Here is a 24,533-nt window from a genome sequence, read left to right on the forward strand (position 1 = left end):
CCGTGTTCTGGACAAGATGAAGCGAGTGCTAAGCCGCGAGAGCAATGACACCACCCTGAAAGGTGTTGTGATCCCAAGGGCTGAACACTGTATTTCCAGAGAAGACATCAGCGACAATGCGCTTAAAGTAATGTACCGGCTAAACAACGCCGGATTCGATGCGTATTTGGTTGGGGGCTGTGTACGCGACCTGATGCTCGGACATAAACCGAAAGACTTTGATGTGGTTACCAACGCAACGCCTGAACAAATCAAAGAACTATTCCGCAACTGCCGCTTAATCGGCCGACGCTTCAGACTGGCCCATGTGGTTTTTGGTCGCGAAATTATTGAAGTAGCGACTTTCCGTGGTCACCACAGTGATGAAACCAGCAGCGCTAAGCAAGACGAACAGGGCCAGTTAGTCCGGGATAACGTGTTTGGCACAATTGAAGAAGATGCTGAACGCCGCGATTTTACCTTTAACGCCATGTATTACGATGTGGCAACATTCTCGGTAACTGACTTCGCCAATGGCGTTAACGCCATTAATCGGCGCGAAGTAGAATTAATTGGCGATCCTGATGTACGTTATCGCGAAGATCCTGTTCGCATGCTGCGCGCGGTTAGATTCGCAGCCAAGCTCGGCATGAATATCACGCCCCGTTCTGCAAAACCTATTTTGGCCCATGGGCATTTGCTAAGCAACATCCCGTCAGCGCGGCTATTTGAAGAAACACTTAAATTGTTTTTGTCGGGTCATGGGCTCGACACCTTTCGCCTGCTGAATCAGTACAAATTGCTCGACCCACTGTTTCCGGCACTGGCGAATGTACTGCATACTAAAGACGGCAGGGAAATTCAGTTACTGGAAATCGTTCTGAAGAACACGGATGAACGTATCAACAGTGGTCAGCGCGTTACCCCTGCGTTCCTTTATGCCAGTCTGTTGTGGTATCCGGTTGAAGAGCATGCCTTGAAACTGCAGTCGGAAGCAGGATTAAACAGTAACGATGCATTTAATATTGCGATGGGCGACATATTGCACAAACAAACCCTACGTATAATGATCCCGAAGCGCTTCAGTACTGTGATAAGAGATATCTGGATTCTACAACAGCGTTTGCCCCGTAGATTTGGTCGTCGCGCGTTCCAGTTATTATCGCACCCTAAATTCAGAGCTGGTTATGACTTCTTATTGGCCAGAGGGCAGGTAGAAGGCGGACAAACGCTCGAACTGGCAGATTGGTGGACGCAATTCCAGCATGCCGATGCGGGCAAGCAAAAGAAACTCCTAAACCAACTGCGTCAACATGAAGGGTCTGCACCGCGTAAACGCCGTCGCCCGCGCAAGTCAAAGCCTGAAGATCATGCAGAGTAGCCGTGTATTCGTTGGCCTGGGTAGTAATCTGGGCGATTCTGTTGGACAACTCGTTGCTGCCATAACGGCAATTAACGACCTGGAACATACACAGGTTGTGCATACGTCGTCATTTTACCAAAGCAAGCCAATGGGACCGCCTGACCAGCCGCCCTACGTCAATGCAGTTGCCAAATTAACCACCACAATGACGCCGCATGATTTATTACGTGGGCTTCAAAAGATTGAAACCGCACTCGGCCGAATTCGCGATGGTGAGCGTTGGGGACCTCGTACGGTTGACCTGGACATTTTGTTGTTTGGTGAAGAAGTCATCGACACACCGGACCTTACCGTGCCGCATTACGGTATGGCGGAGCGGGAATTTGTTCTGGTACCTCTGTTTGAAATTGCCCCGGAACTGATTATGCCAGATGGCCATCCCTTATCGGTTTGGGTGTCACGCTGTTCTCTGGACGGCTTAAAACGCCTTCCCTCTTCCATTCGCACGTAAAATACGTATAGTCCCGTGTATCCTGTTTAGGAGATCACTTATGAAAAAAATAACCATTTCTACCCTATTAGCCAAAAAGCAAGCGGCAGAGAAAATTACTGCCTTAACCGCTTACGATGCCAGTTTTGCCAAGCTGTTCGACGAACAGGGTATTGAAATACTGCTTATCGGCGATTCACTGGGTATGGTGTTACAAGGACAGGACAGTACGCTACCGGTTACCACACAAGACGTTGCTTACCACACACGCTGCGTGCGTGCGGGAGCCGAACGGGCCTTTGTGATTGCGGATATGCCCTTTATGTCTTATTCCACGCCAGAGCAAACCTATCTCAATGCTGCTACCTTAATGGCAGCGGGAGCCAGTATGGTAAAACTGGAAGGCGGGCGCTGGCTTGCTGAGTCTATCAGTGGCTTGCGCGACAGGGGGGTACCAGTTTGTGGTCACCTTGGTTTAACGCCGCAATCGGTAAATGTGTTTGGCGGTTTCAAAGTGCAAGGCCGGGAATCTGACAAAGCACAGCAATTGCTGGACGACGCGTTGGCACTTGAACAGGCCGGTGCGCAACTGCTGGTATTGGAACTGGTTCCTACTTCACTTGCCAAGCGCATTAGTCAGGCACTCACCATTCCGGTTGTTGGCATTGGCGCAGGCCCTCATACAGATGGTCAGATACTGGTAATGCACGACATGTTTGGGATCAGTGCCAACTATATGCCTAAGTTTTCCAAAAACTATTTAACTGAAACCGGTGATCTTCGAGAAGCGGTTAACCGGTATATAGAGCAGGTTAAAGCCGTTGAATTTCCTGGTCCGGAACACAGCTTCGAGTAATTATGAAATTTATAGAAACCCTGAGCACTTTACGTGAGACCCGCCAGCAGTGGCGGCAGGCACAGCTGCGCGTCGCGTTTGTTCCCACTATGGGCAACCTGCACGATGGCCACATCGAGTTAGTCCGGCAAGCCAGACAACGGGCAGATGTAGTAATCGTATCGATTTTCGTAAACCCGATGCAGTTTGGTGCGAACGAAGACCTTGATGCCTACCCCCGTACGTTGGACGCAGATAAAGCCAAACTCCATGCCGAAGGGGTTGAAGCGTTGTTTTTCCCGGCAGCCAGCGATATTTACCCTCGCGGTCTTAACGAACAAACGTTTGTGGAAGTGCCCGGCATATCCGAACTGTGGTGTGGCGCCAGCCGTCCTGGGCATTTTCGTGGGGTCGCTACCATTGTGTGCAAGCTATTTAACATGGTTCAGCCTGATGTGGCTTGTTTTGGCGAAAAAGACTTTCAGCAGCTTCAGGTTATCCGCACCATGGTGGAAGACTTGTCGTTGCCAATCGAAATTGTCGGTATTCCAACCCGAAGACAGGCTGACGGATTGGCTCTGAGTTCAAGAAATGGGTATTTATCGGAAGCTGAGCGCAAACAAGCCACCCAGATTTATGCCACAATGAACGCGATGCGCGATGCGCTATGCAACCGCATAGAGTCTCAGGCGACGATAATTAATCAGGCAATATCACAGTTGGAAGGCGCAGGATTCAAACGCGACTATGTTGCGGTTTGCAATGCCCAAACTCTGCAACCTGCAAAAGATACCGATACCGATCTGGTAATTTTGATCGCCGCCTTTATGGGCAAAACACGTCTTATCGATAACCTGCATTTTTCCCGATAAATCTTCTACCTGGTCTTAACGAAACCCATCCATGTGTTTCGTTAAGACTTTTGCTGCAGATCCCCCCTAAATCTTTGATGCCCTTTCATCTCACTGCTACGCTTACTAAACACATTTGCATTTCTGTTTTAGCGAGGCTCACCTTTGACCAAAGCCATTTCCCGGCAACAGACAATCATTGACGAGCTAAACGGCTTTTTTGGTGATAATCAGTTTCTGTTTAAACTTATCGATAGCTGTGTGCTGGATGGGATCTGGTATTGGGATCTGGAAAGCGAAGGGCGAGGATGGATGAGCGACGCCTTTTGGGGCATGCTGGGATACGATGCAATAATGAAACAAACCCAGACTGCACAATGGGAGTCTTACATTGATGAAAACGATTTAAACGAATTACTCACTAATGTGAAGAAACATACCTCACTCCCCTCGCACCAAATAGATCAGATTGTCCGATTTCAACACCGCAACAACAATGTTGTATGGGTTAGGATTCGAGCAGTAGCAATTCGCAATAAAGAGGCAAAGCCTATCCGGATTGTTGGTACATTAACCAATATCTCAACGCTTCAACAACAAGCCATTCATCGAACAGAAAATGCCCAAATGCAATCATCCGCATTGCAAAAGCAAAGCCTGGTGCTTGAAGAGCTTGAGCAGATTGCAGAAATTGGCACCTGGGAAATGGATCTGCTTACGGGCGAAATAAGCTGGAGCCAACAAACTCGTCGTATTCACGATGTACCCGACGATTATGAACCTAATCTCTCATCGGGTATTAATTTTTATAAAGAGGGCGAGAGCAGACTACAAATAACCCATGCTATCGAAAAAGGTATGAGTGAAGGACGTCCCTGGGCGCTGGAACTCGAATTAACCACGGCATTCGGACGCCAAGTTTGGGTAAGAACGCTGGGTAAGCCATTTTTTGAGAATGGCAAGTGTGCAAGACTGTTTGGCGTTATGCAAGACATCACACGTCAAAGGAAAGAAAAAGAAGCGCTGCAAGCTGCAAAATCCGAGGCGATTAACAACGCATTACGCATGCAACTTGCCCATGACTCGATGGAAATGGGCGTTTGGGAATGGGATATTTCCTGTGGCAAATTGCAGTGGGATACGGCCATGTTTACGTTGTATGGAATCAGTGAAGCACAATTTACTGGTAGTTTTGCAGATTGGGAAAATAGGATACACCCTGACGATTTGGTGTCCGCTACAGAGCTGCTAAACAAGGCTATCTCCGGGCAAAAGCGGTTTGATACGCAATTCAGAATTATATTACCCGATCAAAATATTCGGCATATCAAAGCCAATGCGCAGATTATTTCGGATGAAGCAGGAAATCCGATTAAAATGATCGGCGTGAATTATGATGTCTCAGCTAAAGTGGAAACACTTGCAACGCTTGAGCAGGAAAAATTAAAGGCCGAAGCAGCCTCTACGGCCAAGAGTGCCTTTCTAGCCAATATGAGTCACGAGATTCGTACGCCAATGAATGCGATACTAGGGGCGCTGCAGCTGCTGAAGCAAGCAGACCTTAACGACACGCTCGATAACATATTAAACAAGGCTACATTCTCAGCACGGAGCCTGCTCACCATCATTAATGACGTGCTGGATTACTCTAAAATTGAATCAGACATGTTACTGCTGGAGAATAAGCCTTTCTCTATGCTGGATGTCGTTGAATCAGTTGAATATGACTTGCAGCCTCTGGTAAACAACCAAGGGATCACACTGAAAACACATATTGCCAGTGACTTTCCGGATACCTGGCTTGGGGATATGGTTAGAGTAAAGCAGATATTACTCAATATTGCTTCCAACGCAGTTAAATTCACACGCGAAGGTCACGTTGATATCCATATAGCCTGCACCGAGTACCAAAAGGGCACTGCCATCTCAATTGCGATATCGGATACCGGCATTGGCATGAGCGAAGAAACCTGTAAGCATATTTTTGACCGCTTTACTCAGGCCGATTCGTCCATTACCCGCCAGTTTGGTGGCACCGGATTAGGTATGTCGATATCCATGAATCTTGCCAGATTAATGAACGGCGATATTCACATACAAAGTAAAGAGGGTGTCGGTACTAAGGTTACCGTCATTCTCCCGTTGGAAAGAGACGTTAGCCTTCAGGAAGGCAATCAAGATGGTACACCCGAAGTACCCAGTCTAACTGGCAAAAAAGTGCTGGTTGCTGAAGATAACCTGATTAACCAGGCTGTTGTTGAGGCATTTTTGGCTCAAACCCATGCGGAGGTGACGCTGGTAGAAAACGGCCGACAAGCAGTAGAAGCGGTTACCAATCAGGATTTTGATGTTGTATTAATGGACATTCAAATGCCGGAGATGGATGGTTTGCAAGCCCAAAAGGCTATTTCAACACTTAACAAAAACATTCCTGTTATTGCTATTACGGCCAATGTCTTGGCGTCGGATATCGAAGATTACCAGAAACGAGGATTTTCAGGTCACATTTGCAAACCTGTAGATGCGAAGGTGTTGTACTCAATGTTAAAAACGCATATCAATCCACAGAATCTTCCCTAAGCGGCTGAGTAGTAACATAAGCAATTAGTTATTCGCCACTTTGGCCAATAAATTGTCGGCAGGTAATAACTCTTGCCACACCTTATTGCGCATCGCTATTTCGTGCTGTTCTTTGAGAATGGCTTGCAGGTCTGCTGTTGTGGTAAGCGGATTCGCCAGAACGACCCGGAATACCGTAATGGGGTACGCACCGTATTTGGGACTCTCCAACCGTGTGCGCGACACAAATGACTTGCCGGCCTCACGCTGTAATTTCTGCACATTCACAACTAATTTGTCCACTTTACCATTCAATCGTTGGGCTTTTCCTGCGGGTAATGAAATTAGTTTCTGTTGGACCGATTGTGGCAGCACGCGGTAGGTTAGCAAAGACAAAATAGGCGAAGTAACCAATTCAAAGTCGGGGTGTTCATCTATCATTTTGGCAAATTGCTTTGCTTTATCAATACTTTGATTTATGAGCAGTTCGTAGCCGCGGCGTCCCAATATATGCAACGATGAGTACACCATCATTGCCATACCATTGCGGGAACCTTCCAGCGTAGTCGCGCCAAGATCTTTTGAGCCTTCGCGCAAAATGTATTGCGCGTGATGACGCACTGCATTGGCATCTTCAGGGTTTTTAAACAGGGTCATACCCGCGCCCATGGGCACGTACATTTGCTTGTGAGCATCGATAGTGACGGAATCAGCACGCTCGATACCCTTCATAATGGGACGATAGTTCTGCGAAAACAGTGTTGCGCCACCCCAGGCAGCGTCGACGTGGAACCAGCAACCCAGCTCCTTAGCCACATCTGCCAACTCATCCAGAGGGTCAACATGGCCGGTTTCGGTGGTACCGCCAATGCCAACAATCGCCAGCAGGCGATTCCCTTGTTCCTGGTACATTTTGCCGGCTTTTAGTGCAACCGCAGGATCGAGTACCTGATCAGGGCAAGGTTGCGTTAATAAACTTTCACGCCCAATCCCCAGCAGATCAACGGCTTTAGACAGGCTGTAATGCCCCCGCTTAGAACACAGTACACCCAGGTTGTTAATGTTATAGTGGCGAAGCGCGCTGGCTAAACCAGCTCGAGCGACACCAGTAAACCCGGCATCGGGGCCAAGCATCTTGTTTCGGGCAACCCAAAGCGCTGTGATATTTGCAACCGTTCCTCCGGAACAAAACGCCCCCAAAGCATGACGGGCACTGTGCAAATACTTTTGGTAGAAAGGTTCTGATTGCTCATAAACCAGGTTGTGCATCATCCCCAGCACTTGGCGCTCTAACGGCGTAAATGCTTTTGAGGTTTCAATCTTTACCAGGTTCTGGTTGAGTCCGACCAGCAGCTTAGACAATGACAAGTGGAAATAGGGCAACGCTGACGTCATGTGGCCAATAAACGTAGGAGCGTAGGTATTTACCGAATGGGCCACCAGCTTATCGAGCAGGTGTTCGGCATGCGTTGAAACAAATTCAGGTGATTCAGGCATGGCTGCATCAGCAAAGTCCTGCTCCACCTCTTCCAGAGACGTTTTCTTGGTTACAACATGTTGCGACAAAAAATCAAGAATATTGTCGGAAAGGTGTTGTTCAATTTGTGCCAGCTTGGAGTCTTTGTGTTCAGGTTTAGTGAATACCCGGAACAGGTGCTCTAAGCTTACTTGTGCTTCACCCACACTACACACCTCTCGAATAAATATAGATCTCTGTGGTCGTTCCTACTCAAACTACTACACCACAGCAACGCGATACGGCAACGCCTGAAACTCATCCTGTAAACTTAGCGACGAGCTTTCTTACTCATACCGCACTTTATCGCAGAATGCCTGTTACACCAAGTGCCATAAAGTCTAATATGCCAGCGGCCGGTAATAACAGGGCAACGATTATAAGGATTTTAACGTAAAAGCCTACGAAAAGTGTAACACTACTGACACAAACGGCTACTTTCGCAGCATTTTCATGCACTTTCAGGTGTTTGCGTCAATACTGCGAAGTACCCAGCAGTCTTGCCCACTACGCAGGTATTTTTCCTCAAACGGAGTAATTGGTGTAGTAGTTTCAACCCTATCAATACGCGTGGACTTGCCATAAAGTTCGCAGGCTCTGGCAAACTCCTGTAAATAAAGTAACCAGTTGCTGCGTACTTCAATTATTGGCGCGATTGCCATTAAATCAGGCATCGCCGGGCCGCTGTGCCAACGCTTCTGGACCTGGGCAGACTTGGGATAAGGATTGGGGTATAACAAATAATGTTGTTCTATTTGCCACGCAGCGTCTGGCTGCGCCTGTCGCAGTAAGCGCCAGAAGTCGTTTACATCGGCGCGAAAAACCCGATAATTACTGGCATTGTTGTGATAGTGGGCATGTTTTTGTATGCGTAAATCCGATTTATCCAGCCCAACTACTTTCGCATCCGGAAATCGCGTTGCAAGGGTAGCGGTACTTTTTCCAACGCCACAACAGGAATCAATGATCAAAGGCCCCTGCCAGTCACCCAGCCACTCGGTAAAGGCGTTAAACGCCTGTTGTGTATGCGCCGATACCGGGCGTTTATGCTCACTAGTCCTATAGCGGGCCACCAGCGCTTCAAGTTTGTCGTGAATACCCGGCTGGGTGGTTTCCACGGTGCGAGAATTGCCCTGCATAGGTTACGTTCTGATGCCGGTGCCGCGCTTTAACAGCATGTATGCCACACTGAACAACGCGATATTAAAAATCACCAGTACGCCAATGGCAGCGCCAACATTAACATCTGACACGCCCAAAAAGCCATAGCGGAAGCCGTTCACCATGTACACAATAGGATTGGCTTTACTTACCCATTGCCAGAATTCCGGCAGCAATGACAATGAATAGAACACACCGCCCAGATAGGTTAGCGGCGTGAGCACAAACGTAGGGATAAGGCTAATGTCGTCGAAGGTTTTGGCAAAAATGCCATTGACTAAACCGGCCGTTGCAAACAGCGTGGCAGTTAACAGTAACGTGATAATAATCACCGGCAGACTGTGAATACTGACATCCACAAACCACATAGATACAGCCGATACGATCAGACCAATCAGGATAGCTCTGGCCACACCGCCACCAACGTACCCCATAATGATGACCCACACCGGCACCGGTGCTACCAGCATTTCTTCCAGATTGCGCTGGAACTTGGCACTGAAAAACGACGAAGATACATTGGCGTAGGAGTTTGTGATCACCGACATCATAATCAGGCCGGGTACAATAAACTCCATGTAGCTAAAACCACCCATTTCACCAATGCGCTGTCCAATGAGATTACCAAAAATCACAAAGTACAAACTCATTGTAATAGCCGGAGGCACCAGTGTTTGCACCCAAATGCGCAAAAATCGCGTGCACTCTTTAATCCAAATAGTAGTAAGTGCTATCCAGTTATTACCCGCCGACATTACGCTTTCTCCTTACGGCCAGCCTCTACCAGGCTCACAAACAACTCTTCCAGACGATTGGCTTTATTACGCATACTCATTACCTGTATATGTTGAGCAGTCAGTTGCGCAAATACCGGATTTAAACCGTCGGACTTCGCAACGTCCACTTCCAGTGTCGACTCATCAGATAAGCGATGCGCAAAACCGTCGAGCTTAATATTGTTGGTATCACCCTGTAGATCCAGTATGAAGGTTTCAATATTGAGTTTGGCTAACAGCGACTTCATGGACGTATTTTCTACAATCTGCCCCTTATCAATAATCGCAATGTTGCGGCAAAGCATTTCCGCTTCTTCAAGATAATGGGTAGTCAGAATAATCGTCACGCCTTGCTTATTGATCGCTTCCAGGAAACGCCACATAGAGCGGCGAATTTCAATATCCACACCTGCGGTAGGCTCATCCAGAATCAACATCTTGGGTTCGTGCATCAGCGCTCTTGCGATCATCAGACGTCGTTTCATACCGCCCGACAACTCTCTGGCTCTGGCATTGCGTTTTTCCCACAAGTCCAACTGGGTTAAGTACTTTTCTGCACGTTCGAAGGCCAGCTGTCTTGGCACGCCATAATAACCCGCCTGATTCACCACAATTTGCATCACAGTTTCAAACTGATTGAAATTAAACTCCTGCGGCACCAAACCAATACAGGATTTAGCCAGTTCTTTTTGGCTGTGCAGATCGTAACCAAACACATTAACATCACCGCCACTGGCATTGACCAATGAGCTAATAATGCCAATTGTGGTGGACTTACCCGCTCCATTTGGGCCGAGTAAGGCAAAGAAATCCCCTTCCGCGACCGTTAAATCGACGCCTTTCAGCGCCTGAACACCGCCACGATAGGTTTTGGTTAACCCGGATATTGTTAACGCTTGCATGCTTTGTTCCATGGAATAGTAGATTTGCCGTTTGGCACAGTGCAGAACCAATACCGGTTTTCGCCAGAATCAGTCTTGTTTAACTGTTCAGGCTGAACAACATAAATCATGTTGACAGCTAAACTTTGTGTAATTTTAAAGAATATAGGGTCGAGGCGCCTGTTTTCAACCCTTTAATTTTGGTAATAAAATGACTTAAGCAGCTAGATACTGTGTCAGCTCCTTTCGCAATGCTTCACTGTCTTGCAGTATTTGGTTAAATACCTCGTGATTATCCTGTTCTGAGGGCGGATGCTCCAACGACTGTAACAGTTTGTGGAGTGTTTTTGCGCCTATTTCCCCTACCGAGCCCTTTAATTTATGGCTTTGCTGACGAAGCATTTCTGAATCCTCATCATTAATCGCATCTTCAATCGCAGATAACCGCTCGTCCAGAGATTCTAGTAACATCTTAACAATTTTTTTAAGCAGTGTTTCGTTTCCCGCCAGGCGCTGCAAGGCATCCTTTCTGTCCCAAATTATCAGTGCTTCTTTACCCTCTCTATTTTCTATTAGTTTGGCCGAGCTCGTTTTTTTGAGGTCGCGGTTAATCCACAAGGTTAATTTATCTGTCAGGATATCCGCTTCAACCGGCTTGGTAATATAATCATCCATGCCAGCGTCAATACATCGGTCTCTTTCGCCTTTCATAGCATTGGCTGTCATAGCAATAATCGGCACTTTCATTACATGTAGTCCCCCTTTGCCATTGCGAATAGCATGCGTGCAGGCAAAACCATCCATTACGGGCATATTGCAGTCCATAAGGATAAGGTCGATTCGCTCGCCTTTCTCGCTCCGTTCCTTAAGCACCTCCAAGGCCGCCTGCCCGTGTTCGGCAAAGAGTAAGTTCAGGTCAAACCCGGCTAACATATGCATAACGACATCCTGATTGATGTTGTTGTCATCTACAATTAACACGGTTTGGTGATTAAAATGTGACGCGTCAGACGCCCTGTTGCGCTTGCGGTCTGAATCACGGCGCGTATTAGCCAGAATCGGAAAATCCGAGGATCTTTGATCGGCTAGTGCCGAAAGCAGTGAAGACACCATTAATGGCTTGCGAAGTGGCGACAGGGGCATACCCTTGGCAGCAAAGGTATAACCGGTGCGGCTCAGTCCATATAATTTCATTTTTGACTTATTGGCAGGGGGCTGTAGCTCAATAAACGATTGCACGACATGTTCCGCATTCGCTGCATCCAGATCGATAAGTACACTCAGATCATTCTGCAGCTCTGGCAACGCCATCTTTTCATTGAGCACCTGAACTGAAGCACCAAAACTCACAAGACACGCAGTGAGATGATCCTGTTCAGCTTCATTCATTAACAACAGTCCAATCTGCTCGTTTTTCAGTCTTGATGCCCGGGCTGCCGGCACCCGCACAAATTCGTCAGCGGGTATAGAAAACGTGACCTCGGTGCCCAGACCTACAACAGATTTCAGTGAAATATCCCCGCCCAGCAATTCACATAGCTGCTTACAAATCGCTAACCCCAGACCGGAGCCGCCGTAATTGGCTGCAATACTCCGATCTGCCTGTGTAAAAATAGTAAACAGGGCCTGCTGTGCGTCTTCCTTAATCCCTATGCCAGAGTCTTTAACAGTTACCACTAATTTTACGCCGTCGTCGTTTTCTTCCTGTGAGGTTTTAGCAATTACCTGAACGGCCCCTTTACGGGTAAACTTAATGGCATTTCCTACCAGATTATTCAGAATCTGTGTGATGCGGAAGGGATCGCTTTTCAATTGCGACACATTGAGCGCAGAGGTATCGATAAAAAAGTCGATATCTTTAGCAAATGCCATTACGGCTTGTGACTGACAGACGCCTTCTAATAGCTTTTCCGGGCTAAACATAGTCAGATTGATATCCAGTTTGCCCGCTTCAATTTTTGACAAATCGAGAATGTCATTAACCAGCATCGCCAAACTGTTTGTACTGACCTCTGCCATACCAATGATGTCACTTATCCCCTTGTTTCCATGATCTCGCTTGAGTATGGACATCGCGCCGAGAATTCCATTCAAGGGGGTTCGCATTTCATGACTGATGGAGGAAATAAAGCGAGTTTTAACTACATTGGCTTGTTTGACTTCCGCCAAGGCAAGTTCCAGCTCATGGGTTCTTTCGGATACCGCATCTTCTAACTGACGATTAGATACAGCCAGTTCCGCGGCATATTTTTTTATCGCGGTTACATCGTTAAGCAACAACACAAACTGACCGGCATTCTCTTTTGCTTGTAATGGGATAAGTACACACCTAAAGTACCGGATGGATATGTCGTCCCGCCACTCTATGTCAATTTCCGAATTATACCTGGCGGCTTTAGCCCTATTGTGAATATCACACAAGGTCATACTGGCATATTGATTAAAAGCCTTGTCTAACGGCTCGGCAAGTAGCGTAGTTCGGGACTCATTAAACAAGCGCTCCGCCGCAGGATTGATATCCAACAGTCTGTACTTGCGGTTAAACAGTAAAATTGCATCATTGCTGTTTTCTACAACCGCATGAGACACCGCTCTGGACTCAGCCAGCGCCTGGTGATGTTTCATATTGCGGAATAACAGCAAAAACATGCCGGCAAAACTCACCAACACAAAGCCCAACCCACTGTAAACCTTCAATGCAGACTGCGTATAAAGCGCATTGATTTCGTCATCTGATTTACCCACAACTGCCACAATAAAGTGGCTGGCATCTAACTGGAACCGACTGGCTTTCCCAACAAATTGATCAACGGGATCACTCACATTTTTGAAATGTTCAATACCGCGACTCTCCAGTGCAGGCTCTCTGTCGTAAAGCGAGAAAAAATGACTGTTAGTACCCAGTTGTTTCGCAAAAAGATAACTGTTGTCGGGGTGCTTTATGATGGTGCCATGTTCGTCGGCAATAATGATGTGCAGGTCTGACGAAATAAGGTCGTCGACTTTAGCCAGTAGTGACGAGAGATCAGCATTAGCGACCAGTAAGCCCTCCAACTGATTAGACTGACTGTAAATACCTTTTACGATCCGAACAGTTGGACGATAAGGAACCTCTACTCTGCCGTTTTCCTCATTAAGATTAATTGATGAGACATAGGTTTCATATTTAGACAGTTGTAATCCTTGTTCTACGTAGTCCCGATCGGCCTTATTTTGTAATTCTGACTTATCGGCCAGCAAAATCCGGCCACCCCGGCGTTCAACACGAATATATTCCTGACCACTGGGCAAAATTACCCGCAATTGAAAAAAAGCCGGAGCAGAAGCCAGAAATGCCTTAAACAACTCTTCGGTATCAAACTCAGAAGGACCGCGAAAAGACGTTTCGCCGCTTGAGTTAGCAACTAGCAGTCGCTCCTGTATATGAGTTGCTGCCAGTCCACTGTGTAAAAAGGCTACATCGTGCTTGTATTCTGCGAGATGATCAGACAGCATCGTCGACACCTCACTGGCATTAACAGCCAGATCTTCGGCAATGGCCTCGTTAACCGTTTCAACCATGTGTTTGTTGGCCAGGTAAGATGAACCAACCGCAACCAGCGCGAATAATACCACCAGTTGCAAAGGTAATCGGCTGAGCAAAATTCACCTCTGTGCGTTGTTGCTGTTCTGCATTACTCTAACGTTGTTATGCTTGTTTGTTGCGAGTAACGCTATATTGCCCGTATTTCTTTTTTATTTACTGCCAGACTTTATCAGGTTTATTGCCGAAAATGCCGAACATTTATTCGCAATAAATAAAGTATTAGCCAATACTTAGGTATCGGGCGTACGTTTTTTCAACTTTAGCCAAAATTACGATAATTACAATGTCATCCTTACAGGTAATCTGTCAGGATATGAGCTAAGACTAACAACAAGTTGAATAATCACCTACAAACAACTTATTTATGCTAGCACTCGACACAAAAAAAATTGAATCCTGCACTGTACTTATTGTTGATGATGACAATATAAGCCGCACCGTAATTTCAACGATACTCAGTGATTTGTGCCATTGCGTTACTGTGGCAAATGCTCAGGATGCACTAACGTATTGCGAGCAGCACAGCCCTGATTTAATGGTAATCGATGTAAACATGCCCGAAATGAACGGGTTGAATTTATGTAAATCCATAAAACACAATGAAAAGCTGGACGACATCCCACTTATATTTATCACCGGTAATGTAAGTAAGGAATCACAAATTCAGTGCTGGGAATCAGGTGGCAACGACTTTGTTTCTAAGCCAGTTGTAGCACAAACGCTCATTCATCGGGTACGCAACCACCTGCTCAGTAAACTGCGCATGGATGCGCTGGTTGAGCTTACCTTTCACGATTCACTAACCGGCTTACTCAATCGCAACTATTTAACGCAGGAATACCCCAAACTTGCCCGGCAACTGTTGCGCAGTCAGCAGCGTCTTGGGGTTATTTTGTTCGACGTGGACAACTTTAAGCAATACAACGATCAGTATGGCCACCTGGCTGGAGATCAATGTCTGCAGCGAGTTGCCAATATATTGCAGAAACACGCCCGCCGCTCGCGCGATGCAATGATACGCTTTGGAGGCGAGGAGTTTTTAGCCATTTTGCCAGATACCGATATGCACATCGCCAGATGCATTGCACAAGCCATTGTGGATGACGTGAACAAAGCAGGTATACCGCATAAAAACACTGATTTTGGCAGGATCACTGTGAGTGCGGGCGCGGTTAGTACCCGCTCGTTTAATCAGGATAATTTAGACGAAATACTTGAGCTGGCCGATGTCAATTTGTATGAAGCCAAAATGAACGGTAAAAATCGCGTTGTGTGTAAATAACGAAACAGAGTGATCGCTCAAATCACTCTGTAACGACGGATTACCTGCCTGGCAATATACTTAGCGCTGGGCAGTTAACGTTGCATCCTCATTGCCAAGTTCAATTACCACTTTGCGATCAAAGAACGTTTGCTCACCGCCCTGATGGGCACTTTGAGATTCCCCTAGGGCCACAGTTAGAATCTGCTGGTTATCTACCCCCTTATTTATCAGATATTGTTTTACACTTATTGCCCGCTGCATGGACAACGCCTGGTTGTATTCATCATCGCCCCGAACATCAGCATGGCCGGTTAGCCTTGCCGTTAATGACGGGTAGCCTTTTAGTGTTTTTGCTATCAAATCCAATTGCTTTTGATAGTCTGGCGCAATGTCATACGCGCCGGTTTGAAACTGCACACTGCTTTGCAATGTAATAGAAGGTTCGCTGCGTTCCTCATGCATGGCCACCTGGGTGACTGAAGCCTGTTGCATGGATTGCAATTGACTGCGCATGGCGAGCAGTGCTTTATCGCGCTCAGAGAGTAACTGTGACTGTGCCGACAGTTGTTCAGTTTTAGACGCCAGGATTTTATCCTGACGTACATCATTACCTAACATGGCGCCCATGAAACCCGCTACGGCAGCACCAACCGGACCCGCCACAATGGCACCAATTACCACACCGGTGCCCAAGCCGATACCGGGAGCATGTTCGTAATCAGACTCTTTATCCTTTGCATAGGTGCTGGTTGCAGTAAGAGAGGTGGCCATTACCAGGGCAGCTAACATTGATTTACGCATAGTGATTTCCTTTAAACGATTGTGGTGTTTTGATTTGATGGTGCTATTAAAGCAATCGCATATGGCTTAATGATTCGGGTGTTATGGAAATGCAGGGGCAAAAAAGCAGTAACCCGGGCAAAAGTTGGCAGGATTGCCATAAATCATGCAGGAGTTCAGAGGTGCGCATGCAATATAAATACACTACAGCTCAGGGCTTGCAGCAATACGAAGTGACTGTTATGCCTGCATAAAAGTGGCAGAAATATGGCAAGTTGGGGGAATTTGTGCCGAACTTGCCACGCCACAGGCACTCTTAATGTATAGTGCCTGTACATACCTTTTGTAAGTGAAAACCATGCCACGAAACATTGCGCTAGTAGAAGATGATATCGCCATTCGCGATAACTATACCGCGGCCCTGACGGGTCAGGGTTACACGGTAAATGCTTATGCAGATCGCCCGTCGGCCAGTGCCGCCTTTAATCAGGCTCTGCCGGATTTGGCGATCATTGATATTGGTTTAAAAGACGAGATGGAAGGCGGTTTCATGCTGTGTCAGCAATTGCGCCGGCTGTCTCAAACACTGCCCATTATTTTTTTTACCGCAAGAGATAATGACGTAGATACGATCAGTGGTTTACGAATGGGCGCAGATGATTACCTAACCAAAGACATCAGCATGGCCCATTTACTGGCTCGTATCGCCGCACTATTTCGGCGCACCGACCTGCTGGCGACGCCAAAGCAGGATAGCGACCTGATAAAGCTGGGACACCTGTTAGTGGATGTGAGCCGCATGACAGTAAGCTGGAAAGACATGCCGATTGCATTAACTGTTACCGAGTTCTGGATGTTACACGCCATCATAAAACGCCCTGGTCATGTAAAAAGCCGACAACAACTTATGGATGAGTCGCGCATGGTGGTGGATGACTCCACAATTACATCGCATATAAAGCGCATGCGTAAAAAATTCATTCAGGCAGATGCCGACTTTGATCACATCGATACCGTGTATGGTATGGGTTACCGCTGGCAGCAGTAAAGGCTCAGGATGGCGCTGTGAAATTACGTTTTTCAATCAGGCTTCAGTTATTAGTTCTGTCATTGTTTCTGTTCGCCATTCCGTGGCTGGGGTACAAGTACGTTTGGGAATTGGAGCAGTATCTGCGTATTGGTCAGGAACAAACCATGATCGGGACTGCACGCGCAGTGGCAACTGCACTGCACGAACGCCCGGCACTGTTCGATAGTCAGTCGGCCTATTTGCAAAACGTTCGCCCTGGTACCGATCTATATGCGCCACCAATTGACGTGCCGATTCAGTTAGATGGCCGTCTGCAGGAATGGCAGGCGGTGTCGCCCCTGATACAAGCCTATAATAAAAATAATATTGTTACCTGGTTTGACGACAAAGCCCCGGTATCCATGAGCTTTCAACACATGGTAGGCCGCTACGACCAGTATTTTTATGCCATGTTTGACGTTGCCGACGACAAGGTTGTGTTTCGAGCGCCCAATAGTTTAAGTGTGGATCGCTCTGATCATCTGCTAATTGGCATGCTGGACGCAAACGACAGCTTACAGCGTTACATTATTTCGCCCTACAAACCCGGTTGGGTGAATGCCTACCGACTGGATGATGATCCCCGCTTCTTCAGAGCCACCGACAATGCCCTGCAAATTCAGGGGCGCTGGTTACTTACGCAACAAGGTTACAGTATTGAGCTTCGCTTCCCTATTACCATGACCTCTGGCTCATTGGCATTTGCACTGGTTGATGTAGACGATGACATCAGCCGTATAAAACAATACGCAATGGGAACTGCTAACCCAAATCAAAGTGACGATTTAGGTACAGTAGTGACGCCATCGCCGGAAATTGAGCGTATTTTGTCAGGACTGCGTTACGCTGATTCGAGGGTGTGGGTCATTGACAAGCACAAGCGGGTACTGGCGCGTTCCGGTTCAATCCATTCATCACAGGGCTTTAATGCCGGACAGCAGCGTCCTGCCAGCCAGGGCTGGTGGGGTTATATAGAACAAAACTGGCTATTGCCGCTGTACTATCAAATTCTGACCCGCCCCCCCGGCGATTTTGTTGACGAACTGGCGGATGCCTATGCATTGGCCGGGAAAGACATTAACCGGGCGCTGGCAGGCGAACCGGACTCGCTATGGCGACTCACTCCCGACAATAAAGCAGTGATCCTGTCTGCCGCCTATCCAATCTACATTGGCGATGCGGTAATGGGTGCCGTAGTCGTTGAGCAAACCACTCACGGTATTCGCACTCTTCGCAACCGGGCGCTGGAACAACTTTTTCACGTCATCTTAGCGGTAATGCTATTGGGTACCACAGGCCTGCTGTTATTTGCACATCGCATTTCCAGTCGTATCCGCACGCTGCGCGACAACACCGAGGCAGTGATCGACTCGAACGGAAAAATCATTGGTACCTTAACACCTTCGCGCAATGCTGATGAAATTGGTGATTTGTCGCGTTCGTTCAGCGCCGTATTAAGTCGTTTGCAACAATACAATTCTTATCTGGAGAATATGGCGTCGAGACTCTCTCATGAACTGCGCACACCGATTGCCGTAGTGCGTTCGTCGCTGGATACCCTTAATCAGGTCCAGGATCCAGACCAGCAACAGGTGTTTTTGAGTCGTGCTCAATCTGGCATCAGTCGCCTGAGCAGCATTTTAAATAGTATGAGTGAAGCTACTCGCTTAGAACACGCCATTAGTCAGGAAGATACTGAACAGTTTGATTTGGCCCGGGTAGTAAAAGGCTGCGTTGAGGGATATCAGTATGCCTATCCGCAGCGCAAGTTCGCCTTGAAATTATCGGTTAAACAAGCGCAGCTGAACGGTTCGCCGGATCTGATTGCCCAGATGCTGGATAAAATCATTGCCAATGCAGTGGAGTTCAGCACTAAAGACAGCACTATTGCATTACATATCTGGCAGGAAAATCGCCACATTAAACTCAGTATTACTAACACGGGGCCGTTATTACCTCAGGGGATGCAATCGCAGCTTACCCAGTCGATGGTGTCGGTAAGAGCTGAAGGCAATCAGTCTGACGGACCGCCTCATTTGGGTTTAGGGCTGTATATTGCCAATATCATCGTGGCATTTCATCACGGCAGTATTGCGCTCAACAACCTGCCAGACCATACCGGCGTTTGTGTAGTAACTACCTTTCCTGCTCTGCACTAGTTCTAACACGGTCAGGTCAGGGGTTATTGCTTTCCTGACCGTTGCGTCATGCTGCTATCTGGTACATTTTTAAGTAACATTTGCTGCTTCCTGCGATACATCATGTAGGCAAGCCGACGCATACTCACTGCGGTATCTTTCTCATCAATAATTTCTACCCCAAGCAAACGCTCCAGCAAATCCTCAAGTGTCAATATGCCCTCGAGCCCGCCATATTCATCTACCACTAATAACATGTGAATGTGATTCTTAAGAAAGTGGTCAAACGTGGCTGACAGCGGCATGGAGCCTAAAACGGTAACCATACTCTTGCGATAGCGGCTGAGCGGGCTATCGCCGTTGCCTCGGGCCTGGGCTAACAGTAAATCTGAACGCAACACAAAGCCGGTCACCAATTCACTGTCTTGCGATTCGTAAACCGGGATTCGCGAAAATTCGATATTGCCGTGTTTATGGAAGAATCCTTCTACACTCAATTCTTCGCTCACCGAAAAAACCTGAGTGCGATGAGTAATGGCATCCTTAACGGTAAGCGCATTTAAACTGAGCAAACTTTTTAAAAATGCTGCCTCATGTGCATCTAACTGACCTTCTTCACCACTGAGTTCGGCCATGGCATGCAACTCTGCCCGGCTAAGTCCACGCAGTGGCGACTCTTCCTTGAACCCTTTTGTGAGCCATTGAGACATCTTTACGAATGGCAATAATACGATTACCAGATACTTCAAAAAATACGCCGTAACTGGAGCAAGCCCGCGCCAATAGGTAGCACCGAGTGTTTTAGGAATGATCTCAGAAAAGACCAGAATGAGCAGCGTGAGAATCGCTGAAATTACGCCCAGATAGGCATCGCCGAACACCACCGCTGCCTGAGCACCTGCCCCAGCCGCCCCCATCGTATGCGCTATAGTATTCAGTGTAAGTATGGCTGACAGAGGACGGTTAATGTCGTCGGTTAACTCACGGAGTAACTTACCGCTCCCCTTACCTTCTTTTTCCATTAGTGAGATGTATGCTGACGAGACACTTAAAATCACCGCTTCCGCTACTGAGCAAATAAAGGAAAAGCCCAGTGCGATGAAAATATAAATAAGCAGGAGTAACATGTTGTTCGTTCCGTTTCCTTGTCAAATTCCTGAGCTTTTATGAAAAGCCACGAACAATCCATTATGAGACATACTGATAAAGTTACAACCTTCAATCTACGACCAAAGAATAATTAACAAATAAAACATATGGTGTTACATTTTGATTACATTCGCTGATAAGAGGTACGAATGATGTCAAAAACTAGATTATGTGATCAGGTCACACTGGTATTGTACTCAGTGTCTTTAGTCATTATCACGGCAGGCATTTTCCGGGCTTATCTCTAAGCTCCTTTATACGGACATTTAAAAACGCCAGGGTTAACTTAACCCTGGCGTTTCAGTTTATCTGTAACTCACTCAGTAGTTCGGCCATATGGCACTGCCAACAAGCACTTAATTCACACGATCAGGTAATTGGAGCGCCCTTGTCGCTTCACCTGATACATGGCTTCATCAGCTTCATTCAGAATATCTTCAAGGCTTTGTGGTGGCGTATCGACCAAAGCAACGCCAATACTGGCAGAAATAGCACAGTACTGCGTACTGGACAGCGCAATAGGCGCTTCAATGCCGTGTAGAAGCGTATTACAAAGGGTCTCCATTGCTGACGGCAACAATGTGTCGCGCCGGAAACCAATGACAAATTCATCGCCGCCCCAGCGGCAACACACGTCATCAGGATCGTTGAACAAGCGCTTAATTCTCTGAGCCGTTTCCTGTAACACCGCATCCCCTGCATCATGGCCGTAACTATCGTTGATGGGTTTAAAGTTATCCAAATCGATCAGCATGATTGCCGTGACTGTGGTTGTTGAAACAGACTTCATCAGCATCTGTAATTTCAATTCGCCGCCATGACGATTCAATAAGCCAGTAAGTGCGTCATGCTGAGCAAGGTATTTTGCTTTGGATTCTTTTTCTTTTCGATCCGTCACATCATTTAAAATCACTTCAATTAACATATCGTCGTTGCGCTCCGTGCTGCGCTGATCGATTACCAGCGCGAATAAGCAATTCAGCCAGCGAACTTGTTGCTCACTGTTGCGATAAGACAGATCAAGGGTTATTGGGCCCGACTGCTGAGTTGCCCGCAGCTCAGCAATCGCCTCCGTTACCTGATCGGGCGTATCAAACATATGAATAAAATCATGTAACGAGCATATCTGCCCTACGATGTCATGAAATACCGGGTTTTCTAACAAAATACCCTTTCTGGTAGAGATTAACCCAATACCAACCGACGCTTTGTCAAACACCAGCCGAAACCGCTGCTCGAGCTTTTCGGTTCGCATCCGCAACCGCCGTTCAGCAACAAAGTTAATTCTTACAGCATGAATAAGGCGGTTAATACCGCTAATTAAAAAGCCGACTTCATCTTTCTTTGTATACTGAATGTCAATTTTTTCGAGGAATTCGGGATTACTGGGATCAACGCGCTCAAAGGCATTATAAAGCTTGATTAGCGGGCGAGAGAGCAACTGATAAATTGCTATGTACATGGTAAGCGTAAGGGCCATCGACACCATCATCATTTCCCAAACGCTGTTACGGGCATCGGCTACTGCCAGACCCTGAATAAACACATTGTCAGGATAAACCAGCAGCTCACCTACGAAGTCGTTACTGATGAAGGGATGCGGTAATTTCAGCACAATTGCATCCGCTGATTCATTCTTTAACGATGTCTCAGCAAAAATGCCAGCTTCGTTGCGAATTTCCGCTGCTAACACCAAATCATTAATTTGCAGACTTTCGATGATCTCCTTTGCCAGCTCTGCATCGTTTACGTAAACAGCAATCGCTGCGGGTTTAACCGAGCCTTGCGCAATTTGATTTACCAGGTGCTGACTGAAGCGCTGTTGCTCGGCTTGCGCAAGCTGGAAAACAATAAGACTACCTGCAATGGAAATAAGAATACCTACCACCGCAACAACAAATGCCAGTCTGACGTGTAACTTGTCTTGTAGTTTATTCATGGCTATTCCGGCCGACGTTAGAAAATAACATTGAGATTGAGGTTAAACACATTCACATCCCGTTTGTCATCTATACTAACCTGCTGGTCACTCCCCCAAATGCCGTAGCCAGGCCCCCGTAATTCAAACGCGGTAAGCTGCGCTTTTAGCGCCCAATTTGCTGTAAAATCCCAACGCAAGCCAATGGCCACCGATGATTGTTCTATGCGCGATATATCCAGTAAATACTGGTAACCGAAATACATACCGGCCAAGTCGGCAATGGCATTTGGGTCACCTACTTCAGCGTAATTTGGCTGTTCTATGACCTTGCGCTTATCGGTGGTATTAATCGTAGCCAGTGTGATGTATGGCGTAAGTTCTCCGAAGCAGTAGCCTAAGCTGACATAACCATAAGCCAGGTTGCCCAGCACGCTCCATTCAACATCAAGCATGGCAGCTTCTGCCATGATGATGAGCGCGCTATCGTTATAGCTGTAACCCAACGCAGCGTAATTAACATGCTTGGCCAAAAAGTTGAGTTCGTCTGCTATGCTTTCTGCGGCAGGCCACCAATCTGATGGCAGTTGTGTTAAATCCCGTTGAAACTGATTCAGGCTCCCGAAGTAAGACCGTTTGCCATGGAACTGACTCAAAGTCCCCTTAAGAGTCCAATTATCGGTTTCATAGGTAACGGAGCCATTTACAACATAATCGTATTCAAAGAAGTAATTTGCATCATTATTCAGTACATCTGCCTTGCTTACGCCAAAGGCCAGGGTAGATTGCAAAACGCCGGTAGAAAACGACTTCCTGTACTGAATTTCAGCCCCATCGATATAGGATAAATTGGAAGAAGGCGTGTAATACTCCATGGGTGGCGCAGCCCACAGATAACTGTATCCCACGTGTAAATACTCAGAGAGCAGATACGCATTGTAATTGATGCGTCCTGCCCGGGCAGTCCAGTTTCGGTTAAACTGATACCGGACAAATGCCATTTCAAAATAATCCGACAAGGCGTCATAGTGTTTGTTTTCCAGCAGGCTTTGGAACACTATGTCGGCTTTATCGGACAACTGATAATCAATTTGAATTCCCAGCACTGATTCGGTTTTAAAGTTTGAACCTTGTTCGGGCCAGCGATTGATAGCAGAGCGAAAAACCAGATCATCAGCATTACTGCTTGTGTACCCCAGCGTAGCAAATCCGTTAACGTTAACCTGAGCATGCGCTAAGCTCGCCGTTACAGCCTCTACACACAATAAACACAACATCACGAATGACTTATTCCAGAACCAGGACAATCTTCATCTCCTCTGAAACCATAGTGATGGGTATGTAAGTAATCATAGAAGCATCACTACTGAGTTCTTCGATACTATTTTGAACGCTTGGTACCTGAATAGGGGGCTTTGCCCTGCCAGAAAACAACAAGCGGGACCAATATGCCGCTACCTGACGCTCTGATTTGTCCAGTAACGCACGATAAAACTGCTCCCTGAATTCGTAACCATTGTTGTAGTCAACCGGTTTGATTCGCTGGCCACTCTCAAGTAAGTCAAAGCGGCCCATAAAGATGTCGATAACCTGCTTTTTGGTTAATTCACTGATTTCACTCTTTTGGGGAACCACGACAGCGATGGGATCTGCAAACGCTGACACACAATTAGCAATGCTGCTAACTGCTATCGCCAGTACCATTTTGCAAAGCCAGTTTTGCCGGGACATTAAGTTACACAGCACCTTTCTGAATAGGTTTAATTCAGTGCAGATTGAGTAGACATACAAAAAATAGCCACCGACACGCGTCGTTATTACGACTACCTCGAAGTAAATGACTAAACATGAATTAACACCCAGAGACATTGAACTTACTCATTTAAAGCGTAGCTGACTTCAAACAGAGTTCAATTATTTTGTAGGGGAAACATACTGTAACAAGCAGGGTTCAGCCGACTTCTGACTCACCAGTAAAGCGGCGTTGCACAACAGAAAACGTCCACTTCCACTGCTCGCCCAAAGCTCCTTTTAGAGCGAAAGTAGTTCTGGCGGTGTGATATTGAAGTGTGCTTTCGCCTTTTACAGTTCAAGCCGTTCAGGAAATTCCTAAGGGTTACCAAAAGAATCTAAGAAAATTAATACCAATTCGCATAGAAGTTTGCCCTCTCAGAGTGAGTAAAAACGACTTAGATCACGACGTGCACTCTGAGGCATA

Annotated in this window: 18 protein-coding genes; 8 read left to right on the forward strand and 10 right to left on the reverse strand. The window is 46.9% G+C overall.

Annotated elements, in window-relative coordinates; genetic code table 11:
• The first annotated feature begins 16 nt into the window (after positions 1 to 16).
• The 5 genes from pcnB (at position 17) to FJ444_RS12485 (ending at position 6,098) form a co-directional block, all read left to right on the forward strand.
• On the forward strand, positions 17 to 1,360 hold the full coding sequence (gene pcnB / locus FJ444_RS12465) for a polynucleotide adenylyltransferase PcnB (RefSeq protein ID WP_370298044.1): 1,344 nt from the start codon (positions 17 to 19) through the stop codon (positions 1,358 to 1,360).
• Positions 1,350 to 1,853, forward strand: coding sequence for a 2-amino-4-hydroxy-6-hydroxymethyldihydropteridine diphosphokinase (gene folK, locus FJ444_RS12470; RefSeq protein WP_140958626.1), 504 nt, complete (start codon positions 1,350 to 1,352; stop codon positions 1,851 to 1,853). Before pcnB ends, folK begins: the two co-directional genes overlap by 11 nt.
• A gap of 40 nt (positions 1,854 to 1,893) precedes the next feature.
• Positions 1,894 to 2,688: a 3-methyl-2-oxobutanoate hydroxymethyltransferase gene (gene panB / locus FJ444_RS12475; protein WP_140958627.1), complete on the forward strand. Its 795-nt coding sequence runs from the start codon at positions 1,894 to 1,896 to the stop codon at positions 2,686 to 2,688.
• A 2-nt stretch (positions 2,689 to 2,690) separates the two neighbouring features.
• Positions 2,691 to 3,539 (forward strand): pantoate--beta-alanine ligase, encoded by an 849-nt coding sequence (panC, locus tag FJ444_RS12480; RefSeq protein WP_140958628.1) that lies wholly within the window; start codon positions 2,691 to 2,693, stop codon positions 3,537 to 3,539.
• A gap of 144 nt (positions 3,540 to 3,683) precedes the next feature.
• On the forward strand, positions 3,684 to 6,098 hold the full coding sequence (locus tag FJ444_RS12485) for a PAS domain-containing protein (protein WP_140958629.1): 2,415 nt from the start codon (positions 3,684 to 3,686) through the stop codon (positions 6,096 to 6,098).
• 24 nt (positions 6,099 to 6,122) lie between these two features.
• On the opposite strand, the gene panP is transcribed toward FJ444_RS12485, so the two are convergent.
• From panP to FJ444_RS12510, 5 genes are all read right to left on the reverse strand, one after another.
• Positions 6,123 to 7,760 carry a pyridoxal-dependent aspartate 1-decarboxylase PanP gene (gene panP, locus FJ444_RS12490; RefSeq protein WP_140958630.1) on the reverse strand — a complete coding sequence of 546 codons (1,638 nt, stop codon included), beginning with the start codon at positions 7,758 to 7,760 and terminating at the stop codon, positions 6,123 to 6,125.
• Positions 7,761 to 8,054: 294 nt separating this feature from the next.
• Positions 8,055 to 8,732 (reverse strand): tRNA (guanosine(46)-N(7))-methyltransferase TrmB, encoded by a 678-nt coding sequence (locus tag FJ444_RS12495; protein ID WP_140958631.1) that lies wholly within the window; start codon positions 8,730 to 8,732, stop codon positions 8,055 to 8,057.
• A 3-nt stretch (positions 8,733 to 8,735) separates the two neighbouring features.
• Positions 8,736 to 9,509, reverse strand: a complete 774-nt coding sequence (locus FJ444_RS12500; protein WP_140958632.1) for an ABC transporter permease — start codon at positions 9,507 to 9,509, stop codon at positions 8,736 to 8,738.
• Complete coding sequence (locus tag FJ444_RS12505; protein ID WP_140958633.1) at positions 9,509 to 10,432, reverse strand: ABC transporter ATP-binding protein; 924 nt, start codon at positions 10,430 to 10,432, stop codon at positions 9,509 to 9,511. Before FJ444_RS12505 ends, FJ444_RS12500 begins: the two co-directional genes overlap by 1 nt.
• A gap of 195 nt (positions 10,433 to 10,627) precedes the next feature.
• Positions 10,628 to 14,053: an ATP-binding protein gene (locus FJ444_RS12510; protein WP_140958634.1), complete on the reverse strand. Its 3,426-nt coding sequence runs from the start codon at positions 14,051 to 14,053 to the stop codon at positions 10,628 to 10,630.
• Between the two features lie 308 nt (positions 14,054 to 14,361).
• Between FJ444_RS12510 and FJ444_RS12515 the strand changes: the two genes are divergently transcribed.
• A complete protein-coding gene (locus tag FJ444_RS12515) occupies positions 14,362 to 15,279 on the forward strand; it encodes a diguanylate cyclase (RefSeq protein ID WP_140958635.1) in 918 nt (305 codons plus the stop codon).
• A gap of 60 nt (positions 15,280 to 15,339) precedes the next feature.
• On the opposite strand, the gene pdsO is transcribed toward FJ444_RS12515, so the two are convergent.
• The gene (gene pdsO, locus FJ444_RS12520) at positions 15,340 to 16,062 is read right to left on the reverse strand and encodes a sortase-associated OmpA-like protein PdsO (RefSeq protein WP_140958636.1); all 723 of its coding nucleotides are present in this window, start codon (positions 16,060 to 16,062) and stop codon (positions 15,340 to 15,342) included.
• Positions 16,063 to 16,399: 337 nt separating this feature from the next.
• On the opposite strand from pdsO, the gene pdsR reads away from it, so the two are divergent.
• Together pdsR and pdsS are read left to right on the forward strand one after the other, a co-directional pair.
• Positions 16,400 to 17,089, forward strand: a complete 690-nt coding sequence (pdsR, locus tag FJ444_RS12525) for a proteobacterial dedicated sortase system response regulator (protein ID WP_140958637.1) — start codon at positions 16,400 to 16,402, stop codon at positions 17,087 to 17,089.
• Positions 17,090 to 17,106: 17 nt separating this feature from the next.
• Entirely contained in the window at positions 17,107 to 19,269 is a 2,163-nt protein-coding gene (gene pdsS / locus FJ444_RS12530) for a proteobacterial dedicated sortase system histidine kinase (protein ID WP_140958638.1), read from the forward strand.
• Positions 19,270 to 19,292: 23 nt separating this feature from the next.
• Here pdsS and FJ444_RS12535 read toward each other — a convergent pair whose 3' ends face one another.
• The 4 genes from FJ444_RS12535 to FJ444_RS12550 form a co-directional block, all read right to left on the reverse strand.
• The gene (locus FJ444_RS12535; RefSeq protein ID WP_140958639.1) at positions 19,293 to 20,375 is read right to left on the reverse strand and encodes a CNNM domain-containing protein; all 1,083 of its coding nucleotides are present in this window, start codon (positions 20,373 to 20,375) and stop codon (positions 19,293 to 19,295) included.
• Positions 20,376 to 20,758: 383 nt separating this feature from the next.
• Positions 20,759 to 22,336, reverse strand: coding sequence for a sensor domain-containing diguanylate cyclase (locus tag FJ444_RS12540; RefSeq protein WP_140958640.1), 1,578 nt, complete (start codon positions 22,334 to 22,336; stop codon positions 20,759 to 20,761).
• Between the two features lie 17 nt (positions 22,337 to 22,353).
• On the reverse strand, positions 22,354 to 23,622 hold the full coding sequence (locus FJ444_RS12545) for a hypothetical protein (RefSeq protein WP_140958641.1): 1,269 nt from the start codon (positions 23,620 to 23,622) through the stop codon (positions 22,354 to 22,356).
• On the reverse strand, positions 23,603 to 23,980 hold the full coding sequence (locus FJ444_RS12550; protein ID WP_140958642.1) for a hypothetical protein: 378 nt from the start codon (positions 23,978 to 23,980) through the stop codon (positions 23,603 to 23,605). Before FJ444_RS12550 ends, FJ444_RS12545 begins: the two co-directional genes overlap by 20 nt.
• Positions 23,981 to 24,533 lie beyond the last annotated feature (553 nt).

Source organism: Aestuariibacter sp. GS-14, assembly GCF_006494365.1.
Classification (GTDB): Bacteria; Pseudomonadota; Gammaproteobacteria; order Enterobacterales; family Alteromonadaceae; genus Alteromonas; species Alteromonas mangrovi.